Source organism: Vibrio sp. Sgm 5 (assembly GCF_026241575.1).
In the GTDB taxonomy this organism is placed as follows: Bacteria; Pseudomonadota; Gammaproteobacteria; order Enterobacterales; family Vibrionaceae; genus Vibrio; species Vibrio jasicida.
In genome coordinates this window covers 36,162-56,173 of sequence record NZ_JAPHPY010000039.1, presented here as the reverse complement: position 1 = coordinate 56,173, position 20,012 = coordinate 36,162, and the positions used below count along the sequence as shown (strand labels likewise).

Genomic DNA, 20,012 nt, shown 5'->3' with positions numbered 1-20,012 from the left:
TCTATCGGATTTTTACACACTGGTGGGATCGTTCAATTGATCAGTCTATTAATTTCTTAACTGATCGGCATTAGCACATCAAGTGCTGCTTTTTTAGTTTTTAGATAAGAAGTAGAACACTACATTCGCTTAAGCATGTTTAGCGTAATGTTGGCAGAATTGTCCGCAGTTGCCTTTTTAAGATCCGAGTAGACAACATCTGCCGAACCATCCGCTTTGTCTGAAATCGTACGGATAACGACGTAAGGTACTTTGAACGCATCTGCTACTTGACCTAACGCTGCGCCTTCCATTTCCACAGCCATGGCGTTGTATTCTTGGTAGATACCCGTCACTTTTACTTTGCTTGCAATGAACTGGTCACCAGATGCGATAACGCCACGGTAAACACTCTCTTTGCCAAGCGTATCAACGGCTGCATCAAATGCGTATTTTTGCAGTGTTTTATCTGCGTAAAAGTAACGCTCTTCGTAATCAGGCAGTAGACCTTTCGGCATATTGAATGCGGTTAGATCGACATCATGCTGAACCAAACGCGTAGAGACCACGACATCTAACGGGTCCAATTTAGGGTCGCTAGCACCAGCAATGCCCGTGAAGATCAGTTGGTCAACGCCGAAAGACTCAATCAGAAGTGTGGTAGTCATTGCTGCATTGACCTTACCTACGCCAGATTTCGTCACGACAACGGTTTTGCCCTCTAACTCCCCCGTGTAAAAGCGATGGCTACCAATTTTCTTTACTTGTTGGTTTTGGATTTTTGGCAATAGCGCTTCAACTTCGACATCCATCGCACCGACAATACCGATGGTCGAACCTGCAACCGAAGGAAGTGAGTACGCAGCAAGCATTAGAGCAAGAGATTTCTTCAACATGGGAATCCTGAAATGTAATACGCGCCACCAAAATGTGACGCGACGCAAATTATACAATACATTCCCAAGGTAGCAATCGTTTGCATCAATCAACTAATACTGATTGATTAAGAAATTCTCAATTAACGAGAACGACTTAGCCATTTTGACTTTTTAAAGGAGAAACCACACGATCTTTAACCCGAATCGTTGGCTTAAAATAATCGCAAGCTGCACGGTTCGCATCCGTTGGATGACCCCAAGCACCGCAAACATCAGCGCTGCTCTTCTGTCTCGTAAACTGGCGACATTGTCCGCATCGATAATTCATAACTCTTCCCTGAGCAATTTAATCCTGTCGATCAATTCTGTAGAAAATTACGCTTCATTCAGCGCAGCTTCTACCGCGGCCTTAGCGTGAATCTCTGTTGTATCGTAAAGCTTAACGTCTGTGTGTTGAGGTTCAACTAACATCGCAATCTCAGTACAACCAAGAATGACCGCTTCAGCGCCCTCTTCAACTAACTTATCGATAATAGCGAGATACTGTTGACGAGAATCCTCACGCACTTCTCCTTTGCACAGCTCGTTATAGATAACCTCATGAACAATCGTTTGGTCATCTGAACTTGGAACGACAACATCAACACCAAATTTATCGATGAGTCGCTGCTTATAAAAGTCTTGCTCCATGGTAAAACGCGTACCAAGCAAACCAACCTTCTTAATGCCATCCGCCACCAGATTCTCAGCGGTCGCATCTGCAATATGAACAAGCGGTACATTGACAGCTTGCTGAATTTGGTCCGCGACTTTATGCATGGTATTAGTACAAATCAGAATGAAGTCCGCACCGCCTGCTTCCACCGATTTTGCTGCTTGCGAGAGAATCGTAGCCGTGTCGTCCCATCGACCTTGATGTTGAAGTGTTTCAATTTCGGCGAAATCGACACTGTACAAACAGACTTTTCCTGAATGTAACCCACCTAGACACGCTTTCACTTCACGGTTAATGATTTGGTAATAGTTCGCGGTAGACTCCCATGACATACCACCAATTAGGCCTATCGTTTTCATTTTCTTCCTTAATCGACGTGTACTTGAAAATCTTCACTGTAAAAAGCATCAAAGACCATTTCAATATCTCTTGGTAAAACTCGGCTTTGTGAAAGTGGTGGAATCTTATGCTGCGCGAAGAAATCGATTTCCGAAACTTCAATGTTCTCTTTAGGTTCACCAGAAACGTATTCACACAAAAAGAACATCTTATAAATGTGGAATGGATAAGGCGGCTGATAGTCATGCATCGCTCTGTCTCGAATCGCAATCAGTTTTGGGTTCGCAACCACAAGACCAGACTCCTCCAACACTTCGCGTACCACCCCACTACTCGGAGTTTCACAAACATCAGCCCAACCACCAGGTAATGTCCACCCTCCGTCTTCGCGCTCTTTTACGAGAAGTATCTTGCCGTCTTTTATCACCCCAGCACGTAGGTCGACTTTGGGTGTTGGATAGCCCGTTTCAGGGATAAATAAGTTTTGAATATCGGCAACGGACTTATCGCTGATGTCAGCAAACATCTGATGAGCGATGTCTTCGACCATTTTGAATCGTTCTAGATCGTAAGCATCTTTACTGTATGCTTCCCCTGCTTGAGCAATTGCTTGTAGTTGCTTTGCCCAATCTAACCACTTCGACATACACATCCCTTTTTCAACTTACCTTTGCAGAAACTAGCATAACCAACTGAAAGCAAAGTTTATTTTTGATCAAGTTTTCGCAAATTATTTATCCACTATATTTTGTTTACAAGATAATTCGAATATTTTCGATATTTACAATTCAATCAAAAATATTATTGCTCGTCACAAATATTATTTATGGAACTTAATTTATTAAACATCGTTCTTAGCGCTGCATTTAATCGAAGATATTCACTTAATGCGACGCGATCGACTTCCGTCGAGACTGGTGCATTTATTATTGGATACCAGTTAACAGATTCCGCTTCGAAGCTCTGAATATTACCTTGCCAATTGGTCACCACATAATAGTGAATCAATTGCAGTTCTGTAGTTGGGTGATATAAAGAACATAAATAACCAAATTGAAGTGGCTTGATGTTGAGTTCTTCTTGCAATTCTCTAAACAATGTTTGTTGTTGGGTTTCGTTTAACTCCATATGGCCGCCGGGTATAGCTATTGCCCCAGGGTCAGATTCCTTATCCTTTGCTCTAGTTTCCAGCAACACTTGTTCGCCCTTAACTAAGATAAATGAGACACACTCATGAACTTCCATCTTCATCGTCCTTTGATAACCGTTTTTTAGCAAACTAACATAAATCATTCCGATGATGTGAACAGCAATACTCAATAAATTGACCACATACAACAACCTACCTGCACGTATAGTTGAATATACGGAGTTAAGTATTCGCTTAATCTATCAATTGTCTGTAGTTGGGTAATGATTTGTTACGACTAGGATCACAGTCTAAAAAATTTTTGCACAATGCTAAGTATGAAATAAATACATTGAATTCAAACGGTATTTTTATTTCATTTATAATTAAACGACGTTTTATTAGCACCGCTGCTTAGTAAATCATGGTAAACACAGTTTTATTAATTACCTAAATCGGCTAGTATTTGTCTTGAAGATTTTTAAAGTCATCGATTAACCTCTCAATGTTGATTAATATCAGCGAGTTAGTTGGCGGAACTCTACCAAATACCAAAAATGGTTCGGTAATACGTGTCACTACGCATAATAGGAAACGTTGAGAATAGAATTAAATTGATGTGCATGCTGTATTAACGACTGCAAGACGCAATCGCTGAATTTGCTACACCAAGAGTTTTATTTAGTACAAATGAAAAAGCTATTTTTATTATTGATATGGACATCGCTCTCTGTTTCGCCATTTGCCTTTGCTCATCACTCTGGCACAAAAACAGAAACCAAAGCCACTCAACAACTGGTTGAAAAAGCCTATAAGCAGGCCAATCTAAGCGGAGTCATTGATTACAAATTATTCAATGATGCATTTTTGGCTTACAAGAAAACCCCAGATCGTAAGAAATCGCTTCTTACTATTATCGACTACAGTAAACCATCTACTGAAAAGCGCTTTTATGTGGTCGACTTAGATAAAATGAAGCTGATCTTCAACACCTATGTCTCTCATGGAGTGAACAGCGGTAAGAAAACAGCAACCAAGTTTTCGAACGTCGTAAACTCTCGTAAGACGTCTTTGGGTACATTCTTAACTGACACGACTTATTATGGCTCTAACGGTTACTCACTTCGTCTTGACGGATTGACATCAGGCGTGAACGATAAAGCACGTGAGCGCTACATTGTGGTTCATGGCGCAGACTATGCGAACCCTTCTTTTATCCAAAAGAATGGGTACCTTGGCCGCAGTTGGGGATGTCCAGCCCTGCCACAGAAACTCTCACGCAAAATCATCGATACCATTAAAGGCGGCAGCGTCATTTACGCAAGTGCTTAGTCGTTGTTTATCTACCTTCAAGAAAGGGAGCGGATTCGCTCCCTTTTTTATTGGTCATAAAAAACTGTTCATCTTCTCAGCATCTGGTTAGTATACGCAATCATTGACCTCGTGCGGTCCTCTTTACCAGTAGCACTAGGTCCATTAGGTTTCGTTTTGGTGAGGTTGTAGGGTTCGTTTTGCGTCATCTATTTCGTCTTATGCTGTTATTGTCACTTGCTCTATTCTCAGGGCAAATGGTTGCCGCACACGCACATGATATTTCGACTCAGAATTTCAATACATCACAAAAACTCGCTAAGCTCAGTCAGCAAGATCACGCATCGCTAAAAGCTCCTTTTCTTGAAAAGCATAGCGATAGTTCCTGGGGGAAAGACGGTTACTTTCGCTTTTTAAAACGTGATTTTCTTGGGCTATTGCCTTGTCGAAGAAATTCGGGCGATGACGGTGAGTTGCCATTAAAGATCAAACCTGACTACCACTTACTCGTCGCGTTTTTGTCTCCGCCGTTGTTGGCTATCGCATTAAAAGCAACGCCTCTCCCAGATGATAATGCTTTAGACGGCAAACTTCCTTTTCACCTATCAGGGTGGAAACAAGCAAACTTGTTGTACGTTTTCAAACACGGCCGCGAATCTATGCTCGCCTTTTGACTTCACTGACTTAAAGAAGGAATGCGTCAGTGTTAGCCAAGGATGATCTCATCTATCCATTGAATTAACTCGAGATCCTTACAATGAAAAGATTCGCAATCACCGCCGCTATGGCTTTAGCACTTGCTTCATTCACAACATCAGCAAGTGAGACATCAAAACCAGAACAAATGACTAATGAAGCGCTTCTAGAATGTGCGAACGCTTCGAATGCTCGTAATGCCGTGCCAGAGCATAGAGCGATGTTTAGACACTATCTCATGGCTGAGCGCGGTTATACCTTTAGCCAACTGTCTTCTGCTGAAACTGAGTTTAAAGCACAAGGCATGGATGAAACAAAGATGGAACAGTTCTACAAAACTGAGTGTAAGGAAGCAGGCGAATACCTTTACAATATCGGTTACTGATTCGCGCTCGTTGCAAGCAATGTAAATACAGAAAAGGCGCTGTGATAGCGCCTTTTTTGCTTTTCAAATTTCTTACCAGAACAATTATGGCAGTTGTGGAGTTGTTTTTGATTTGCTCCAAGCCTTGCGAACTTTTACCAACACAAAACTCATGATAGCGATGGTCAATGTAATCACAGGAGCAGCCATTAATCCCATCGTCACAATCTTGTTGAGCTTTTCTGGTAGTAATGGCAACAGCAACCCCAAACCACATAGTAACAACGTCCACAAGATGGCACTCAGCCATGCAAAGTAATGGAATTTACTCACGCGATTCACGCGAAGCCCCATCATCAATGGAAGTAAAGAGCGAACTACAGGAATAAAACGTGCACAAAACAGTGCAATCAATCCGTGTTTGCCTAAGAGCACGTCAACTTGTTCCAAACGTTTCGCTGGCACAGCATTCACCCACCCCTGTACTTTCGGCAAGCGATTTAACCACTTTCCTTGCAGGTAGGCCGCCCAACTGCCCATTGCCGCACTCACAACAATCACTAGCATAATGACGACAGGATCTAACACACCTACCGCAGCTAACGTGCCGGACAAAACCACCACGCTATCACATGGAAATGGAGCGGCTGGAATAAAGCCACTTTCTAAGAAAATAAGTGCTGCAACAACAAAGTAAATCAGCCCTGCACTGCCTGGGGCCATTAAAGCCGTGAAATCTTGGTGCCAAAGCGCAAGTAACACCTGAACAATTGAATCAAACATAAATACTCCTAAACATCATAACGAATTTGCGAAAACAGACGATTAGGCACTACCTCGCATGCATGAAGCGGTAAATCAGGTTCGATTCTTGCCGACCTCCAATTCGATACTTTGAACGAGGATAAATAGTTCGTAGGATTGGGGAAACAAAGGCCGAAAGAAAACGATTCGTAGACTCTGTCGATACCGTTAACCAACGCGCGGGCAATACATCGAGCTCATCATTATCTGTGGTCGAATTAGAATGATTAACTCGCAATGCATTGCGGCTGAGTAAACTTGCCGTAACTTTGCGCCTTGGAGAGAAAGGGACTTCCTCAAGATGGGCTTCGCCTTTGGTAAGAGAAGAAGTAAAAGCAATCGCATGGGAAAGTTTTGGTGACGGTTGTTCCTGACTCAATTCAAAAGCCATCAGCGCAACAAAAAGCCCTAACACACAGACTAGGTAAGCACGCACAGAATTCACCTAAACCACAACGATACGCTGTTTTAACTCCATGCGTGCCAATTTGCAATCTAAATTCTCAATCGATAATAAAAAGAGAGTTTTGCAAACCTTTGCTAGGGCAATTTGATGTCCATTTAACCTTTATTTAATAGTCGCTTAATCTTTACCATACGGGTAATTTTCAAACATTTTTGTCACTTCTTCCGAAATCAATTCTTCACGTTTTTCAGTGCTCATCGACTCCGTAAGTTTACGGCTTGATACCCCTTTCCATACCACTTGATTCGCTTTGGTATCGACTAACTCCACCACTAACTTGCCATACTTCTTTTCTTTGTAACGCTCAGGACTTGAGGTTACAACGCCAAAACTGTTCCAGCCGTAACCCACACTGAAAGAGGAACCAGAAGAAACGAGCTCCGATTCTTTGATGATGTCGTGGTGCACATAAAGGTCACCACCATTTTTTACTTGTGATAGCCCTTTCGCTTCCAATTGAGAAGCAAGACCTTGCTCAATACGACGAGCATCTAGGCTTGTTGGAGCCTCTGATTGTTCTCCAAAATCAAACGTTTTGTAGGATGAAAAATCCGCTTGTTTATCGACGTCGGTCGTCACGGTTGTACAGGCCGTTATCATAAACACGAAAGACGCCGCCAATAAACCTTTCCACATACTCATTCTCCTCTCTATTTTGCCGTATTTATCGGCCTTCATTTATTGCAACTGGGAAAAAATTGAATCATTTCAACATTTAGTCTTGACCATGATTGCCAAGTGTTCAAATTCGAGAAACAATAGAAAGCGAGAACAGACGAAAATTCTGCCCGATTGAGTTTAAGAAGAGCGCTCCGCCACGACTGTAAAAGCAACAAATCGAACGCTTTATAGGCAATTTGAGAGTTATTTACGCATTGAGCAACCAATTGATCAAAAAAGACTTTTCTTTTGTCGTTAATGTGGCATATTGGAACTGTCCTATCGATGCGCGGGCATCGTATAATGGCTATTACCTCAGCCTTCCAAGCTGATGATGCGGGTTCGATTCCCGCTGCCCGCTCCAAGCTTTCCCTTAAGCTAGTCTTTTTCTCAGATTTCCAAAACTATCCTTTAAATTCGTACTTCACTGCTATCATGCTGCGGCTGTAATCGCTCTCTTGTATTTGCTACCTAAAACTGCAGGCATAAAAAAGCCCCTGCAAAATACAGGGGCGTGTCTTCGTTATAATGTTCCCCATATCTTTGGGGTTAATCCAACTGAAGTGTCGTGAACGTGTCGTTTTTCAGCCCGCCACCAGCGCGTTTCTTCATGGTGACTTCGACCGATCGCTTCCCTTCATTGACGCGATAACGTATTGCTTGAGCGAGGTATTTGTCATTTCGCTTCAAGTCTTTAGCGTCAATCTTTAACGTACGATTTTGACGATTTACCGTGCAGCGGTAATCCCAATCATTTTTACCATTTTTCAAAGCCAGCAAAATACGATGACCTGACGTTCCCGCCGTTTTAATCCCGCGGGGCTGCTTATCTATCGCCAGTGCTAACCCTGCTTTACACAGCTGATCGGCACTAAAAGCAGTTGCTGCGTATGTGTACCCAGAGCCGAGCATAGCGGCGGTCATCGTTACAATTGAGAAAACTCGATTAAATGTCACCGTCCGTTCCTTAAATCTTACAAAACACCGTACGCATTAAAACAACATTACCGAATACTGTCAAGAATAAATGGTATGGCGTTTAGTTAATCATAAGAAACGGCTATTCCAGGGTGTCAGACGGAGGCGCAAACAAACACCGCCAGCGCTGACGCCAAGATAAATTAGGACGAGTCACTTCTTTGAACATGTCTTTCCATTCCGCAAACGTCACGGTAATAGGATTAAAGCTGTTAACAGGTTTTGAGATGCCATAACGAACCGTTTCAACTTCTGGCTCGAATGTACCAAACATGCGATCCCAGATGATCAGCACGCCAGCGTAATTTTTATCGATATATTGACGATTCACACCATGATGAACACGGTGATGAGATGGCGTATTGAAGACCCATTCTAAAGGACCAAGAGAACGAATCGACTGGGTATGAACAAAGAATTGCAGACCGAGATTAAGCAGAACAACAAACACTACCCACTTAGGATCAAAACCAATAATGACCAGTGGCACCCAAAACAACCACATGCCGGCCAATGGGTACATCAGGCTTTGACGAAATGCGGTACTGAAGTTCATGCGCTCTGAACTGTGATGCACCACATGTGCCGCCCACATCCAACGGATACGATGGCTTGCTCGGTGGAACCAGTAATAGAAAAAGTCTTGCAAGACCATTAGCAGTAGGAAGGTAGAAACCGTCATCTCGATATCAAACAAGCGCCAACCAAACCACCATAAGTACAACTTGGCGATAAGCAGCCCTGTTAAGATATCTGTCGCTTGATGAAGCCCAGCCAATACAAAGTTACACACCACTTCGGGTAAGTAATATCGGGCACTCTCAGGTAATCTTCCACCACGCTGTCCAAACCAATACTCTGCGGCAATGCAAAGGAGAAAGATCGGTGCGAGCAGCATCAATAATAAATCAGGGTGTTCAGTAATTCGTGACCATTCCATCGTCTCTTCCTACCACTTCGCGTAGTGATCTTCGGTGAGTCCCATCACCTCATCAAGTTCGTGTTTAATGCCATTGCCATCAATCAAATAGCCAGAAAAGTAGCCGACAAACTGACGAAAGTTACTCTTCAAAAACCAGAAATTCTTTTTCTCTGAGCGCTGATTTTTAGGTTTGAAGATCAAGTCGACGCGCTGGTCTTGTGACGTAATTCGCCATGACGCTTCTTGATGCATGCGAAAAAAATCGAATTGTACAGGTGGCATCAAATGCCGTTCACCATCAATCCAAATCACGTTTTCACAATACCCGGTTTCGTTAACTCCAGCAGCAAAGTTCAGCCCTATCCGTTTGTCTTCACTGTGATGATTAATGCTCGCCCATCGCCAACTGGTTTCCCGCCGCATATACCCAGCAGAGAAGTCATACCCAGCGACTGCGTTGGTTAGATCTTGTGGTTGCCCTTTCACACTCATTTCACCTTGGACAGCGAGCACGTTGTGTTTTTGGGTGTAGGTCCAACCTGAATACGCGGTTGGCGTGCAGAGCATCAAAGGCAAGCTTTCTGACTCAGGTTTTAACCTCAAGTCAGCTTGAATAAGGTCTGTTGAAAGCTGTATGTGCCAGAGTCCATTTTCAATCTTGAATTGAATGGCATCATTAGCGAGATAGGCTTGACTGTTCCAACTTGAAGGCTGTGTTTGATAGCCCATGTTGAGCGGCTTTAGCCACTGCTGCTCCACCAGTTCATGGGTTTCTGCGTCAAACACATAGCAAAAGCCAGATGCCAAATAGCGAATATCGGCAATCGCAACACCAATGATGTATTTCTCTGTCACGATCGAGACGAACTGGAACTGTTTGTAATCAAAGCGCTTACGCCAACTTGACGCAGGACTGTCCATTTCATTGAGGTATCGGAAGAGATCAAGTTGTAGCGATTCAGGTATCGCGTCTAGGTGACCAAATTGAGGTAATCCATTCGCTTGAATAAAGGGATTCAAAGGCGTTTGCACATCCATGCTCGCTATTAATCAATGACACACCATTCGATATTAACATTAATTTAACAACAAACAGTTTGCGCCACTGCACAACATTGGTTCAGTTCTCGGCTTCAAATGAGCTGAAATGTGAAACCAGTCACTCATATCGAGCATAAAATACCGTTTATTAGAGCTTTCAGCTAAATCAAAAGCGACGAAAAGCAAAGCCATTTCGGCACTCTTTCATTTTGAACTGAAATGACGAGAGAGTATCGCGGCATTGAGTGTTTTAAATGATTTCAGTCGTCACTTCCGTTTTCACCGAGTTCGCAATAAAACAATGCTCGTGTGCCATATGATGCATTTTTTCTAGCTGCTCGCGTGTTGGTTGTTTCTCACCTAAAAACACGACTTTTGGTTTAAGCACCACTTTGGAAACCCATTCCTTGCCATTTTCGCCAACAGCAAGCTCACCTACCGCTTCATCGATATAAGCATCCACAACATAACGACGCTTTGCCGCTACAGAAAGAAAGACCAGCATGTGGCAACTCGAAAGTGCGGCAATGAAAGCTTCTTCTGGATCAACATTCTCTTCTACCGAAAACGGTAAAGGGACAACATGAGGAGAGGGAGACGCGGGTACTTGTAATCCTCCATCAAACTCCCATATATGGGCACGGCTGTACTGGTTGTCACTGAAGATGCGATCTTGCTTGTCTGCGGGAATACCTATGCCCGTATCGTTCACAGAGAGCATCAGACGCCTTCTTTCTTGATCCAGCTCTGAACGAATCAATACGTGTCCGTCATGAGTAAACTTCACCGCATTACCCGCCAAATTAAATAAGATTTGGCGAATACGGGCACAGTCACCTTGAAATTCGACCTGATCGGGCACTTCATTTTCAATAAACAGCTGTATGTTCTTTTCTTCAATTAGAGGCTGGATTGCACTGCATACTGGTGTTAAAACTTGCGACAGATTAAAAGGAGCCTCTTCCAAATCCAGCTTATTCTCTTCTACTTTGGAAAAGTCCAAAATATCATTCAGAATGGTCATTAAGTGCTGGCCAGAGTCAAGAATGACCTGAACGTGCTCTTTGGTCTTAGGCTCTTGAGTCTCGCTCGCGATGATCTGAGATATTCCTAAAACACCATTCATCGGCGTTCTCAACTCATGACTCATGGTTGCCAAGAATTGTGATTTAGCTTTTGCTGCACGTTCCGCTTTATCTGTCGCTTCCGTTAAATCATCATTGAGATGTTTGAGCTTATTCACACGGTGTTGAGTTTGCAGCACAAACACCGCCACGAGTAAGACGATAGAGAGCAAGACAAGAAACCACGTCAAACGTGCTTCACGCTGAACAAATTCCAACAGTTGATGCTCGGAATACCCAACAAATTCAAAATAGTGACCTTCTAATATTTTGTTGGTCAGCAGCTCAATCTTACGTTCACTTTGACGTAGACGATTCAAAAATAACGATATGTTCTGACTTTCTGGGTTGTCCCCTTGCAACGCAGCATTAGTAAGAAAGTCAAAGTAGTGTTCTTCAAGCCAAACGTCCTGAGTATCCGCCCCGAATTGATCCTTATAAATGTTGTGTAGCGCCAGCAGTTCATATTGATTGGCGACCTGAACCCCTATCAACATATCCAGTGTCTGAGTGGCCTCACGCACTTTTCCATCAAACTGAACAAGGATATTTTTGACTCTGTTCTTTGTTGAGGTGAAATTAAACCAAATAGATTGTTCAAAATCTTCACCCAATTGCTCCGCGGCAAGTTCCAACTCGACGAGATTTTGCGTAATCTCGTAGTCCTTCCTTGAGCTGGTCTGGTAACGATTAACGACCGTATCCCGCTCTTCAATTAAGTGATGACCAATCTCAGACAAAGAAGCATGTAGAACTTGAGTATTTTTGGAGTTCACATGAGTCATGTACGCTAATACCATCATGACGGCAATGATCACAAAAAGTAGTACGTTAAGTATTCTGAACTTACTCATTTTCAAACACCTCCAAAATCGAAGGTCTTGGGGCGGTTAATGCATTGAGAAACGCTTCGATGTCCGCCACCTTTTCATCATTCATGGTCACGCCTAACTGAGTTTGAGACATAATCTGAATAGCATCGGAGAGTTTGTCGACTTTGCCATTGTGGAAATAAGGGCTGGTTTGGCCGACGTTTCGCAAGCTCGCAACACGGAAATAGAACTTGTCTTCTCCATCAGTCGTCCTTAAACGACGTCCTGTGTCTAAATCAACATCTGGCGTTTGGAAGTAAGTAAACCGTTGAATCATCGCACCACCGACGTTTTTACCTTGGTGGCATTGCACACATCCTACTTCTTGGAAAGTTTGCCATCCTCGAATTTCCTGCTCATCAAGGGCATGGGAATAACCTAGTAGATAAGAATCAAAAGGCGAGCTAGGAGTTTGTAAAGCTTTCAGGAACTCAACAATCGCTCCTTTGATGTTTCGTATGGTAATTTCTCGCCCATCCGCCCGTTTAAACAATGCGTTGTAGGTTGAATCACTTTTCACGTATTGCTCAATGTCCTTCCAATTCGAGTCCATTTCTAGCGGGTTTAATACCGGCCCATCGATTTGCGCCATGAGTGAATTAGCGGTACCGTCCCATAAAAAGCGATAATTAAGAGACGCATTAAATACAGTAATAGAATTGCGAATGCCTAAACCGTTTACACCAGTTGAAACCGCACTAGGTTCCGCGCCATTCGTTTGTAAATCATGACAAGTTTCACAACTGATTTGACCATTAGAAGAGAGCTTTGGATCACGAAAAAGGTGCCAACCAACACGAGCAAAATCCATATCGATACTCGGCTCTCCCTCAATCGGCTTCACCAATTGTAAGTCTTGTTTAGCTAACGTCCCGCCCGCATAAAATGAAGCGCTGATTAATGCTAATAAACATCCACACACCCCTTTAGTGGTAAGCCTTTTATACATATTAAGAGTATCCTTACCCAGCCCCTTAATATGAACTTAGTTGCTTTTCCGTTTTTTTCCATTACTAGAGATAGGGATATTGAGCCTGCCCTCATAACCCATTGATTGTTTGTACCCCCAATACCTTTACTTACCTGTTAGGCAGTATCAAGCGTGCGTTGTCGACAAGATAAACAACCTTGATTGGATGGATTTGGTGAAAACCTATACTATCCGTTCCCCTTTCGGTTTGAATTTCGTGATCGGACACACAAAAATAGTGAAAAAAAACGCATCGATTGCAATGTTACTTTTTACCCTATCGTTCAGTGCATTAGGCAGTGATTTCCTTACTCTGGAAGACAGGAAGTTTCTCGAAACTCAACAACGAATAAAAGTCGGCGTTTTAGAAGGCGATTGGCTGCCTTATTGGGGCGATCTTGATTCAAAAGAAGGCATCAACATCGAATATGCAGAAACCATGACGCATGATTTGAATGTGGAAGCCGAGTACGTTCCCTACCGAACCCTTAATGCTTTGTTCGATGCGCTAGAAGCAGGAGATATCGATCTCACTGTTGGCTTTGTCGCAACTAAAAAACGTGCCGAGCGCTTTTTGTATTCTGCCCCGATTTTCCAAACCCTTCGCTTGGTTTGGCTCAGAGACATCGAACTAGAGAGTAAACCTCTACACGAATTAAAGTGGGTATGTGTAAAAGACTCCAGCGCTTGCGACCAAATCGAAGCTTTGGGATTCGAACACGTTCATACGGTTCGTAATACCATGATGATGACTACATCTTTGAATACTGGCGCAGCCGATGCTGCAGTGGTTGGTTTATCGACCTTAAACTCTTATGGATTTAAAAACCCTAAAGGCGAACTGATCGGAAAAGTGGTTTACGATAGCGCTTTGGCGCCCGGACAAGTTACGATCTTTACGGCGAAACAGTCTAAACAGTTGATGTCGATCGTTTCCAAGTATATTTCACACTCCAAAGAGTCTAAACACAGCCGGGTTCATATCGAAGCCAATATCAATATTCTACACAACGAATTAATGCTCGATATTCTAGAACAGCAGCAAGGTCATCAGACGGTTCGTTACACGATCCAAGATAATGTCTATCCCCTTTCTTATCTAGATCCGGAAACAGGTCAAATTAAAGGCTATGTTCATGATTTGCTAAAGTTAATGGAGCAAAAGAGCATGATCAAATTTGAGTATGTTCCACCTAACGGTCGTGATGTGGATTTGATGTTGGAGGAACGTATCGTCGATTTACTCCCTGCTCGTAATATTGCGTTAACCGACAAGAAGCGCTTTATCACGACAAGATCCTTGGGCTTTCTACAATACGGCTATATTGAGTCACTCAATTCGTACGCACGTGATGCTGTTGCGATTTTGGACCGCTCAGGTAATTTTTATCCGCACTTTTTAGATTACTCCTCTTATGAGTATTCATCTGTGTATCGTGATTTCGATTACTTGATGGAAGCCTTCGAAAATGGTGAAGTTTCGCACGCCTTCGTCAATCAAAACTTAATCGACAATCATTTTTATGAAGGACAAGGGGTCAAGTTCAAAGCTGCAACGCCGCCCATCGATATTCAACTAAAGATAAAACTAGGCATGGAGTTACGAAAAGACTCAGAATTTCTGCGTCGAGTCTTAAATACCGTCTTAAAGATCACCACAGACGCAGAGTTGGAGCAATTGAAAGATCGCCATAACAAGGTGACAGTGAATTACGGTTTTGACAAAGAAATCGTAGCGATTTGGGCGCTGGTTGGCACATGTGTTTTGCTGCTTGCCGCGATCATTTACATCGTCAGAACTGGCGAACTCACGCGAAAGATTCGCCGCAAGGAATATGAGACCCAAATCCGACAACGTCAAAACCAATGGCTGTCTTCGGTTCTGGACCATATCCCAAATATGATTTTGATTTCTGACGACGACCATAAACAGGTACTGGCGAATAAGCCGTTCCTTAATATGCTTAATCGTTGTAATTCAGACATCAGCATTGCGGAGCCTGAACGCGCTTACTTTTTGAAGCAGTTAAAAGACAAGGAATACCCATTGTCAGATGCGTCAGGCACGCCTGTTTTTCAATTGGGGAAACAGCACTTCAGGGTTCGTCGCCAACACCTAATTCATCCGTATGATGGGGTGCAATATCAAATGACGGTATTTGACCGATATTACTGAGTTAAAACAAAAACAGTGCGCGCTTAAAGAATCAAACATCAAAGCAATGCAAGCGATTGAAGCACGAGATCATTTCCTCGCCGTCGTAAGCCATGAGCTAAGAACGCCAATTGCAGCAATGTTGGGCTTAATGGAGCTCCTAGAACCCGAGTTAAAACGACGAGAAAGCAAAGAATTGCTTAGGAACGCCATGCTATCGGCTGAGCGTTTAAAGTTGCATGTGAACGATATTTTGGACTTTTCAAAAATCGATGCAGACCAGTTGCAGTTAGACATTCAAGTCGGAAACAGTTACCAAGAACTTGGGCCACTGTTGCGCAGCTTTGAAAAAGTCGTAGAACAAAAAGACCTAGCATTCCATGTGAAATGGACGCCAAGCCCGTATGCTTTTGTTGAGCTTGATTGGTTGCGCGTCAATCAAATTATGAACAACTTGCTAAGCAATGCAGTCAAATTCACTGAACAGGGCCACATCACGGTCAGTTTAAATATTGAACAAGACGCGTTGAAGTTGTCGGTTTCCGACAGTGGCTGCGGAATGAATGACAGTCAGTTGGCTTCTCTTTTCCAACCTTTTGTTCAAGGAGACAAAAGTGTCAGTCGTCGCTTCGGTGGAACAGGGCTTGGTATGTCTATCGTATACAGCTTAGTCAAGATAATGGCCGGACATATCGAAGTAGAGAGCCAACCCGAAATTGGAACAACGGTATATATCCAACTACCACTGAAAAGCGAGGCACTTGAATTAACCGGACTTGGCCCTGTTTACACTGAAAATGCGTACATTCAGAAATGGCTAGAGTGTTGGCAAGTCACCTTGGATGAATTTGAAATGCGACATCACGAGATCAAAGCTGATTCAAACTACAGCAGCATCTACCCCGACTTGATTCACCAAAAGCTGGACACGAGTTCGATGGTTTACGACGCCCTTGAAGAGCGGCCAGGACAAGACTGGAAGGGACGAGTTTTTGTCGTTGATGATGATGTGATCAACCGATTACTTTTCAAAAGACAGTTTGAACGACTTGGGGTTGCCTGTGATGTAGCGAAAAGCGGTACAGAAGCGTTACGACAGCTTTGTGCCATTCACGATGATACACAACAAACGCCAGTCAGTTTGATCATCACTGATTGCCATATGCCAGAAATGGACGGCTATCAGTTAACTCAAACACTCAAACAAAACAACTCGCTGAAACATATCCCTGTCATCGCTTGTACCGCGGAAAACTCAAGGAATGTCGTGGAACGAGCAAGAGAGTTTGGTATAGAAGAAGTATTATTCAAACCTTATAGCTTGGATGACCTACGTGACTTGTGTGAACAATATTTGGCATTGGAAATCACAGAAGAAGCAAGAAGCGCGTGGCTAAGTGCTTATAACCAAGAAGAGAGTATCGAAATGGCTCAAGTGGTTTGTGATGCACTATCTAGCGACATCGAGCTGATTGAATCAGGCAAAGAAAGCTTAAAATCAGTAGCGCATCGTATTAAAGGCTCGGCGGCAGCATTAAATCTCAACCCGCTACAAAACTTGGCCAAACAGTGTGAAACGTTAATTGGCACACCGCAGGAGGTACAGGCGAAACATGCCCTTCTGCAAGAAATGAATTCGATTGTAGCCATCACTAAACAATGGCTAACGCTTTGTGAGAGCAATAAATGAACGTGTTGATTGTTGAAGACGACATTTTACAAGCAACAAATTTAAAGATTTTGGCAAACCGCTTAGTTGACGGACAAGTGAGCCTAGTCCATAGCGGTTCAAAGGTGTCAGAAGTGTGTGCTGGCGGCAACATTGACCTAATGATTTGCGATATTGACCTGCCCGACTTAAATGGTATCAACTTACTCTCAACATTGTCTGAGGAAATCAAACCAAAGGGGGTGGTGATATTAAGTGCGATGAGCAAAGACATTGTCGAGATCACTTACAACATGTGTTTATCCGCCAATTACGTATTTGTGCGTGCCATGACCAAACCCATCTCTTTTGAACAGTTACACGAGATTGTAACTGCATTTCAAAAACAGATGCAGCAATCGGAAGTAAAGCGACCTCAGATTCAACTCAATAATGAAGAGATTGAGCAGGCTTTTAATAACGGTTGGTTTGAAAACTATTACCAACCTCAATACACCACAGACGACAACACGCTGGTTGGTGTAGAAGCCTTGGTTCGCTGCCATCATCCGGTGCATGGCTTGCTTGCCCCTGTTGCATTTTTGGATCAAATAAACCAACGCAACGAACTCGATCGTCTATTTTGGCTCGTGCTTCAAGAAGCACTACGTGATATCGCACATTTGGGTAAAGCGATTCATTTATCGGTCAACATGAACCAGAAATCACTCAGGGGGCCTATGAGTGAACGCTTTTTTGCTTTATGTACTGACTATGGCGTTGCCCCTGAACGCATCACCTTGGAACTGACGGAAGATGAAGTTTACGACTCAGGTGTGATCTCATTGGCCAACCTCGCTAATTTACGTTTACGTGGCGTTGGTTTAGCTATTGATGATTTTGGGACGGGTTATTCATCATTAAGTCAGTTGGCGGTCTTGCCGTACACCGAGCTCAAAATTGATCGACAATTTATCAGCAATTCTTTGTCCAATTTCAAGAGCCAACAATTGACCATTTCAAGCCTTCAACTGGCGAAGTCATTGGGCTTAAAATCGGTTGCAGAAGGGGTCGAAGACGAAGATACCTTGCACTACTTGAATCAATTAGGAGTGGACTTGTATCAGGGATTTGTCGCTTCTAAAGCGATACCACTTGAAGCCTTAAAGAAGCTTGTATAACGCCTTTGTTCATTGCTGCTGACGAACCAGCAGCTTTGTTTAAACCATTAGACGATTACATAAAGAAATGAGCAGTAAATCTTTCTCTGAATACAATATCCTGATCGTTGACGATGCGCCTATTGTCATCCTTACTCTTCGTAACATGCTGACTAAACTTGGCTTTTCGGATAAACGTATCTTTACAGCACGCTTAGCAAGAGGGGCAATTTCGATTGCGCACAAAGAGCACATCGATCTCATTATTTGTGATTACAACTTCGGTCGGGGTATGAATGGCAAGCAGCTTTTCGAAGAGCTAAAACACCTCAAATTGCTGAACCATGACACGGTGTTTATCCTTGTTACTGGTGAGAGCTCTGCCACTATCGTGCGTGCCATCATTGAGCTTAAACCCGACGAATACCTGCTCAAACCTTTTAATTCCATAACGCTTAGAGAACGTATTTCAGCCGCAATAAAGCGTAAAGTCACTTTGCGCGCACTCTATGAGGCTGAACTCAAAAACGATGCTCGCTCAGGGTTAGAGGCCTGCGATGAGTTAACACCATTTAATCCCGAATATTTCTTCATTATTGAGAAGTTTCGTGCTGACTTTCTAACACGCCTCAAACTACACCAAGAAGCCAAACACGTTTACGAACGAGTGATTGAGCGTAAAGACGTGAATTGGGCAAAGATTGGCTTGGCAAATACCATGGTTGCGCTGGGTGAAGCAGACGAGGCAAAAAGAATAGTACTCGCCTTGTTAGAGGAATCTCCGAACAACGTTGAAGTCCGCGAATGTGCAGCAAACTACACAATGCTTAACCGTGAGGTGCCAACTGCGATCAAACATTTGGAGCTTGCAAGCAGTTTGGTTGAGGGGAACTCGGAACGCGAACTTGTCATCGTGAATTTATGCTTAGCTGAGCATGACTATCATTCTGCTCTAATGCATTACCATGTATACATGGAAATCAACAAAGATACTTACAGAAACAATACCTACGCAAAGTTAAACCTGATTCGAATCCTTCTTTATTGCGCACGCAAACTCGAGGGAAGAGAAGACTTATTGGCTCAAGCAAAGAACTTGTTCAAATCCGTCATGTCTGGGCCGAAAAATAAAGCATTAAAAAATGAATTGGATTTGATTGCGGCACATATCGCGATTGAAGAGAACCAATATGTAGCAGCGTTTAAAGTGCTCAGTGATTTATATCACCGTAAACCATTCGCGCATTTTTACGCACAGTTTCATCTCGCGTGGCTATTACATGAAATGAACTTTGAATCCGAGTTTACTCATGCAATCACATGGTGTTTTGAGAACTTACAAACCGATTCTAGTGATACCATTTTGTCGAGTAAAATTACGCTTGGCCGCTCATTAGAAGCGGACAATGTTGAGCGACAGGCGTGGATGCAGGAACAATACAAAAAGATCCGCGCGGCAGAACAAGATTATCAATCTCTCATTGATGCCTTGATTGAGTTACAAGCACACTGCCCTTTACTGCGTACTGTGTGTATCAACATCATCAAGGTGCTGACTCGTGCATGGCCAACCAATAAGAACGCACTGCAAGTCGAAATCCTAATCAAGAAGTGCGATAACATCGTTAAACAACTTGTCTCTAGCGAAGAACTAGAAAGAAGCGGTTACGACAAGTTTCTTTTCCTAGCTCAAGATCGATGTCAGCAGATGTCCGTGGTGAACACACCACCTTAACAGCCAGAACTGACAAATTAGACAGCAAAAAGGGGCGCAATGCCCCTTTCATTTCGGATTACAGAT

At 43.1% G+C, this 20,012-nt stretch carries 17 protein-coding genes, 1 tRNA gene and 2 pseudogenes; 7 read left to right on the top strand and 13 right to left on the bottom strand.

The window, feature by feature from the left end; translation table 11 throughout:
- Positions 1–119 precede the first annotated feature (119 nt).
- The 4 genes from OQJ86_RS19225 to OQJ86_RS19210 form a co-directional block, all read right to left on the bottom strand.
- Positions 120–875 carry a 5'-methylthioadenosine/adenosylhomocysteine nucleosidase gene (locus OQJ86_RS19225; protein ID WP_009704133.1) on the bottom strand — a complete coding sequence of 252 codons (756 nt, stop codon included), beginning with the start codon at positions 873–875 and terminating at the stop codon, positions 120–122.
- A gap of 357 nt (positions 876–1,232) precedes the next feature.
- Positions 1,233–1,931, bottom strand: coding sequence for an aspartate/glutamate racemase family protein (locus tag OQJ86_RS19220; protein ID WP_102389424.1), 699 nt, complete (start codon positions 1,929–1,931; stop codon positions 1,233–1,235).
- An 8-nt stretch (positions 1,932–1,939) separates the two neighbouring features.
- Positions 1,940–2,557, bottom strand: coding sequence for an NUDIX hydrolase (locus OQJ86_RS19215; protein ID WP_186175474.1), 618 nt, complete (start codon positions 2,555–2,557; stop codon positions 1,940–1,942).
- Between the two features lie 155 nt (positions 2,558–2,712).
- A complete protein-coding gene (locus OQJ86_RS19210; protein WP_265989277.1) occupies positions 2,713–3,156 on the bottom strand; it encodes an NUDIX hydrolase in 444 nt (147 codons plus the stop codon).
- A gap of 574 nt (positions 3,157–3,730) precedes the next feature.
- Between OQJ86_RS19210 and OQJ86_RS19205 the strand changes: the two genes are divergently transcribed.
- The 3 genes from OQJ86_RS19205 (at position 3,731) to OQJ86_RS19195 (ending at position 5,432) form a co-directional block, all read left to right on the top strand.
- Positions 3,731–4,372 carry a murein L,D-transpeptidase catalytic domain family protein gene (locus tag OQJ86_RS19205; RefSeq protein ID WP_038868002.1) on the top strand — a complete coding sequence of 214 codons (642 nt, stop codon included), beginning with the start codon at positions 3,731–3,733 and terminating at the stop codon, positions 4,370–4,372.
- Positions 4,373–4,551: 179 nt separating this feature from the next.
- Positions 4,552–5,025, top strand: a complete 474-nt coding sequence (locus tag OQJ86_RS19200) for a hypothetical protein (RefSeq protein ID WP_323054543.1) — start codon at positions 4,552–4,554, stop codon at positions 5,023–5,025.
- 83 nt (positions 5,026–5,108) lie between these two features.
- Positions 5,109–5,432: a hypothetical protein gene (locus OQJ86_RS19195; RefSeq protein ID WP_038880731.1), complete on the top strand. Its 324-nt coding sequence runs from the start codon at positions 5,109–5,111 to the stop codon at positions 5,430–5,432.
- 84 nt (positions 5,433–5,516) lie between these two features.
- Here the strand turns inward: OQJ86_RS19195 and OQJ86_RS19190 are convergent, their stop codons facing one another.
- The 3 genes from OQJ86_RS19190 to OQJ86_RS19180 all read right to left on the bottom strand — a co-directional run bounded on the left by OQJ86_RS19190 (position 5,517) and on the right by OQJ86_RS19180 (position 7,317).
- Entirely contained in the window at positions 5,517–6,194 is a 678-nt protein-coding gene (locus tag OQJ86_RS19190; RefSeq protein WP_038868006.1) for a DedA family protein, read from the bottom strand.
- 49 nt (positions 6,195–6,243) lie between these two features.
- Positions 6,244–6,651, bottom strand: coding sequence for a hypothetical protein (locus OQJ86_RS19185; RefSeq protein ID WP_080774292.1), 408 nt, complete (start codon positions 6,649–6,651; stop codon positions 6,244–6,246).
- Between the two features lie 147 nt (positions 6,652–6,798).
- The gene (locus OQJ86_RS19180; protein ID WP_038868008.1) at positions 6,799–7,317 is read right to left on the bottom strand and encodes a DUF4136 domain-containing protein; all 519 of its coding nucleotides are present in this window, start codon (positions 7,315–7,317) and stop codon (positions 6,799–6,801) included.
- A gap of 313 nt (positions 7,318–7,630) precedes the next feature.
- On the opposite strand from OQJ86_RS19180, the gene OQJ86_RS19175 reads away from it, so the two are divergent.
- Positions 7,631–7,705: transfer RNA gene (locus OQJ86_RS19175), tRNA-Gly, on the top strand.
- Positions 7,706–7,890: 185 nt separating this feature from the next.
- Here the strand turns inward: OQJ86_RS19175 and OQJ86_RS19170 are convergent.
- The 6 genes and pseudogenes from OQJ86_RS19170 to OQJ86_RS19145 form a co-directional block, all read right to left on the bottom strand.
- Positions 7,891–8,298 (bottom strand): hypothetical protein, encoded by a 408-nt coding sequence (locus tag OQJ86_RS19170; protein ID WP_038868011.1) that lies wholly within the window; start codon positions 8,296–8,298, stop codon positions 7,891–7,893.
- Between the two features lie 103 nt (positions 8,299–8,401).
- Positions 8,402–9,259 (bottom strand): sterol desaturase family protein, encoded by an 858-nt coding sequence (locus OQJ86_RS19165; RefSeq protein ID WP_039976735.1) that lies wholly within the window; start codon positions 9,257–9,259, stop codon positions 8,402–8,404.
- A 9-nt stretch (positions 9,260–9,268) separates the two neighbouring features.
- Entirely contained in the window at positions 9,269–10,279 is a 1,011-nt protein-coding gene (locus tag OQJ86_RS19160) for a DUF2804 domain-containing protein (protein ID WP_265989268.1), read from the bottom strand.
- Positions 10,280–10,532: 253 nt separating this feature from the next.
- On the bottom strand, positions 10,533–11,144 hold the full coding sequence (locus OQJ86_RS19155; RefSeq protein ID WP_265989284.1) for an OsmC family protein: 612 nt from the start codon (positions 11,142–11,144) through the stop codon (positions 10,533–10,535).
- 129 nt (positions 11,145–11,273) lie between these two features.
- Positions 11,274–11,903 (bottom strand): annotated as a pseudogene (locus OQJ86_RS19150) (histidine kinase dimerization/phospho-acceptor domain-containing protein); the annotation flags it as partial.
- 349 nt (positions 11,904–12,252) lie between these two features.
- A complete protein-coding gene (locus OQJ86_RS19145) occupies positions 12,253–13,227 on the bottom strand; it encodes a cytochrome-c peroxidase (protein WP_265989266.1) in 975 nt (324 codons plus the stop codon).
- A 259-nt stretch (positions 13,228–13,486) separates the two neighbouring features.
- On the opposite strand from OQJ86_RS19145, the pseudogene OQJ86_RS19140 reads away from it, so the two are divergent.
- The 3 genes and pseudogenes from OQJ86_RS19140 to OQJ86_RS19130 all read left to right on the top strand — a co-directional run bounded on the left by OQJ86_RS19140 (position 13,487) and on the right by OQJ86_RS19130 (position 19,946).
- A pseudogene (locus OQJ86_RS19140) lies at positions 13,487–17,093 on the top strand (ATP-binding protein).
- Positions 17,090–18,232, top strand: a complete 1,143-nt coding sequence (locus tag OQJ86_RS19135) for an EAL domain-containing protein (RefSeq protein WP_265989264.1) — start codon at positions 17,090–17,092, stop codon at positions 18,230–18,232. Before OQJ86_RS19140 ends, OQJ86_RS19135 begins: the two are co-directional and overlap by 4 nt.
- A 67-nt stretch (positions 18,233–18,299) precedes the next feature.
- Positions 18,300–19,946 carry a response regulator gene (locus tag OQJ86_RS19130; RefSeq protein WP_265989262.1) on the top strand — a complete coding sequence of 549 codons (1,647 nt, stop codon included), beginning with the start codon at positions 18,300–18,302 and terminating at the stop codon, positions 19,944–19,946.
- Positions 19,947–20,012 lie beyond the last annotated feature (66 nt).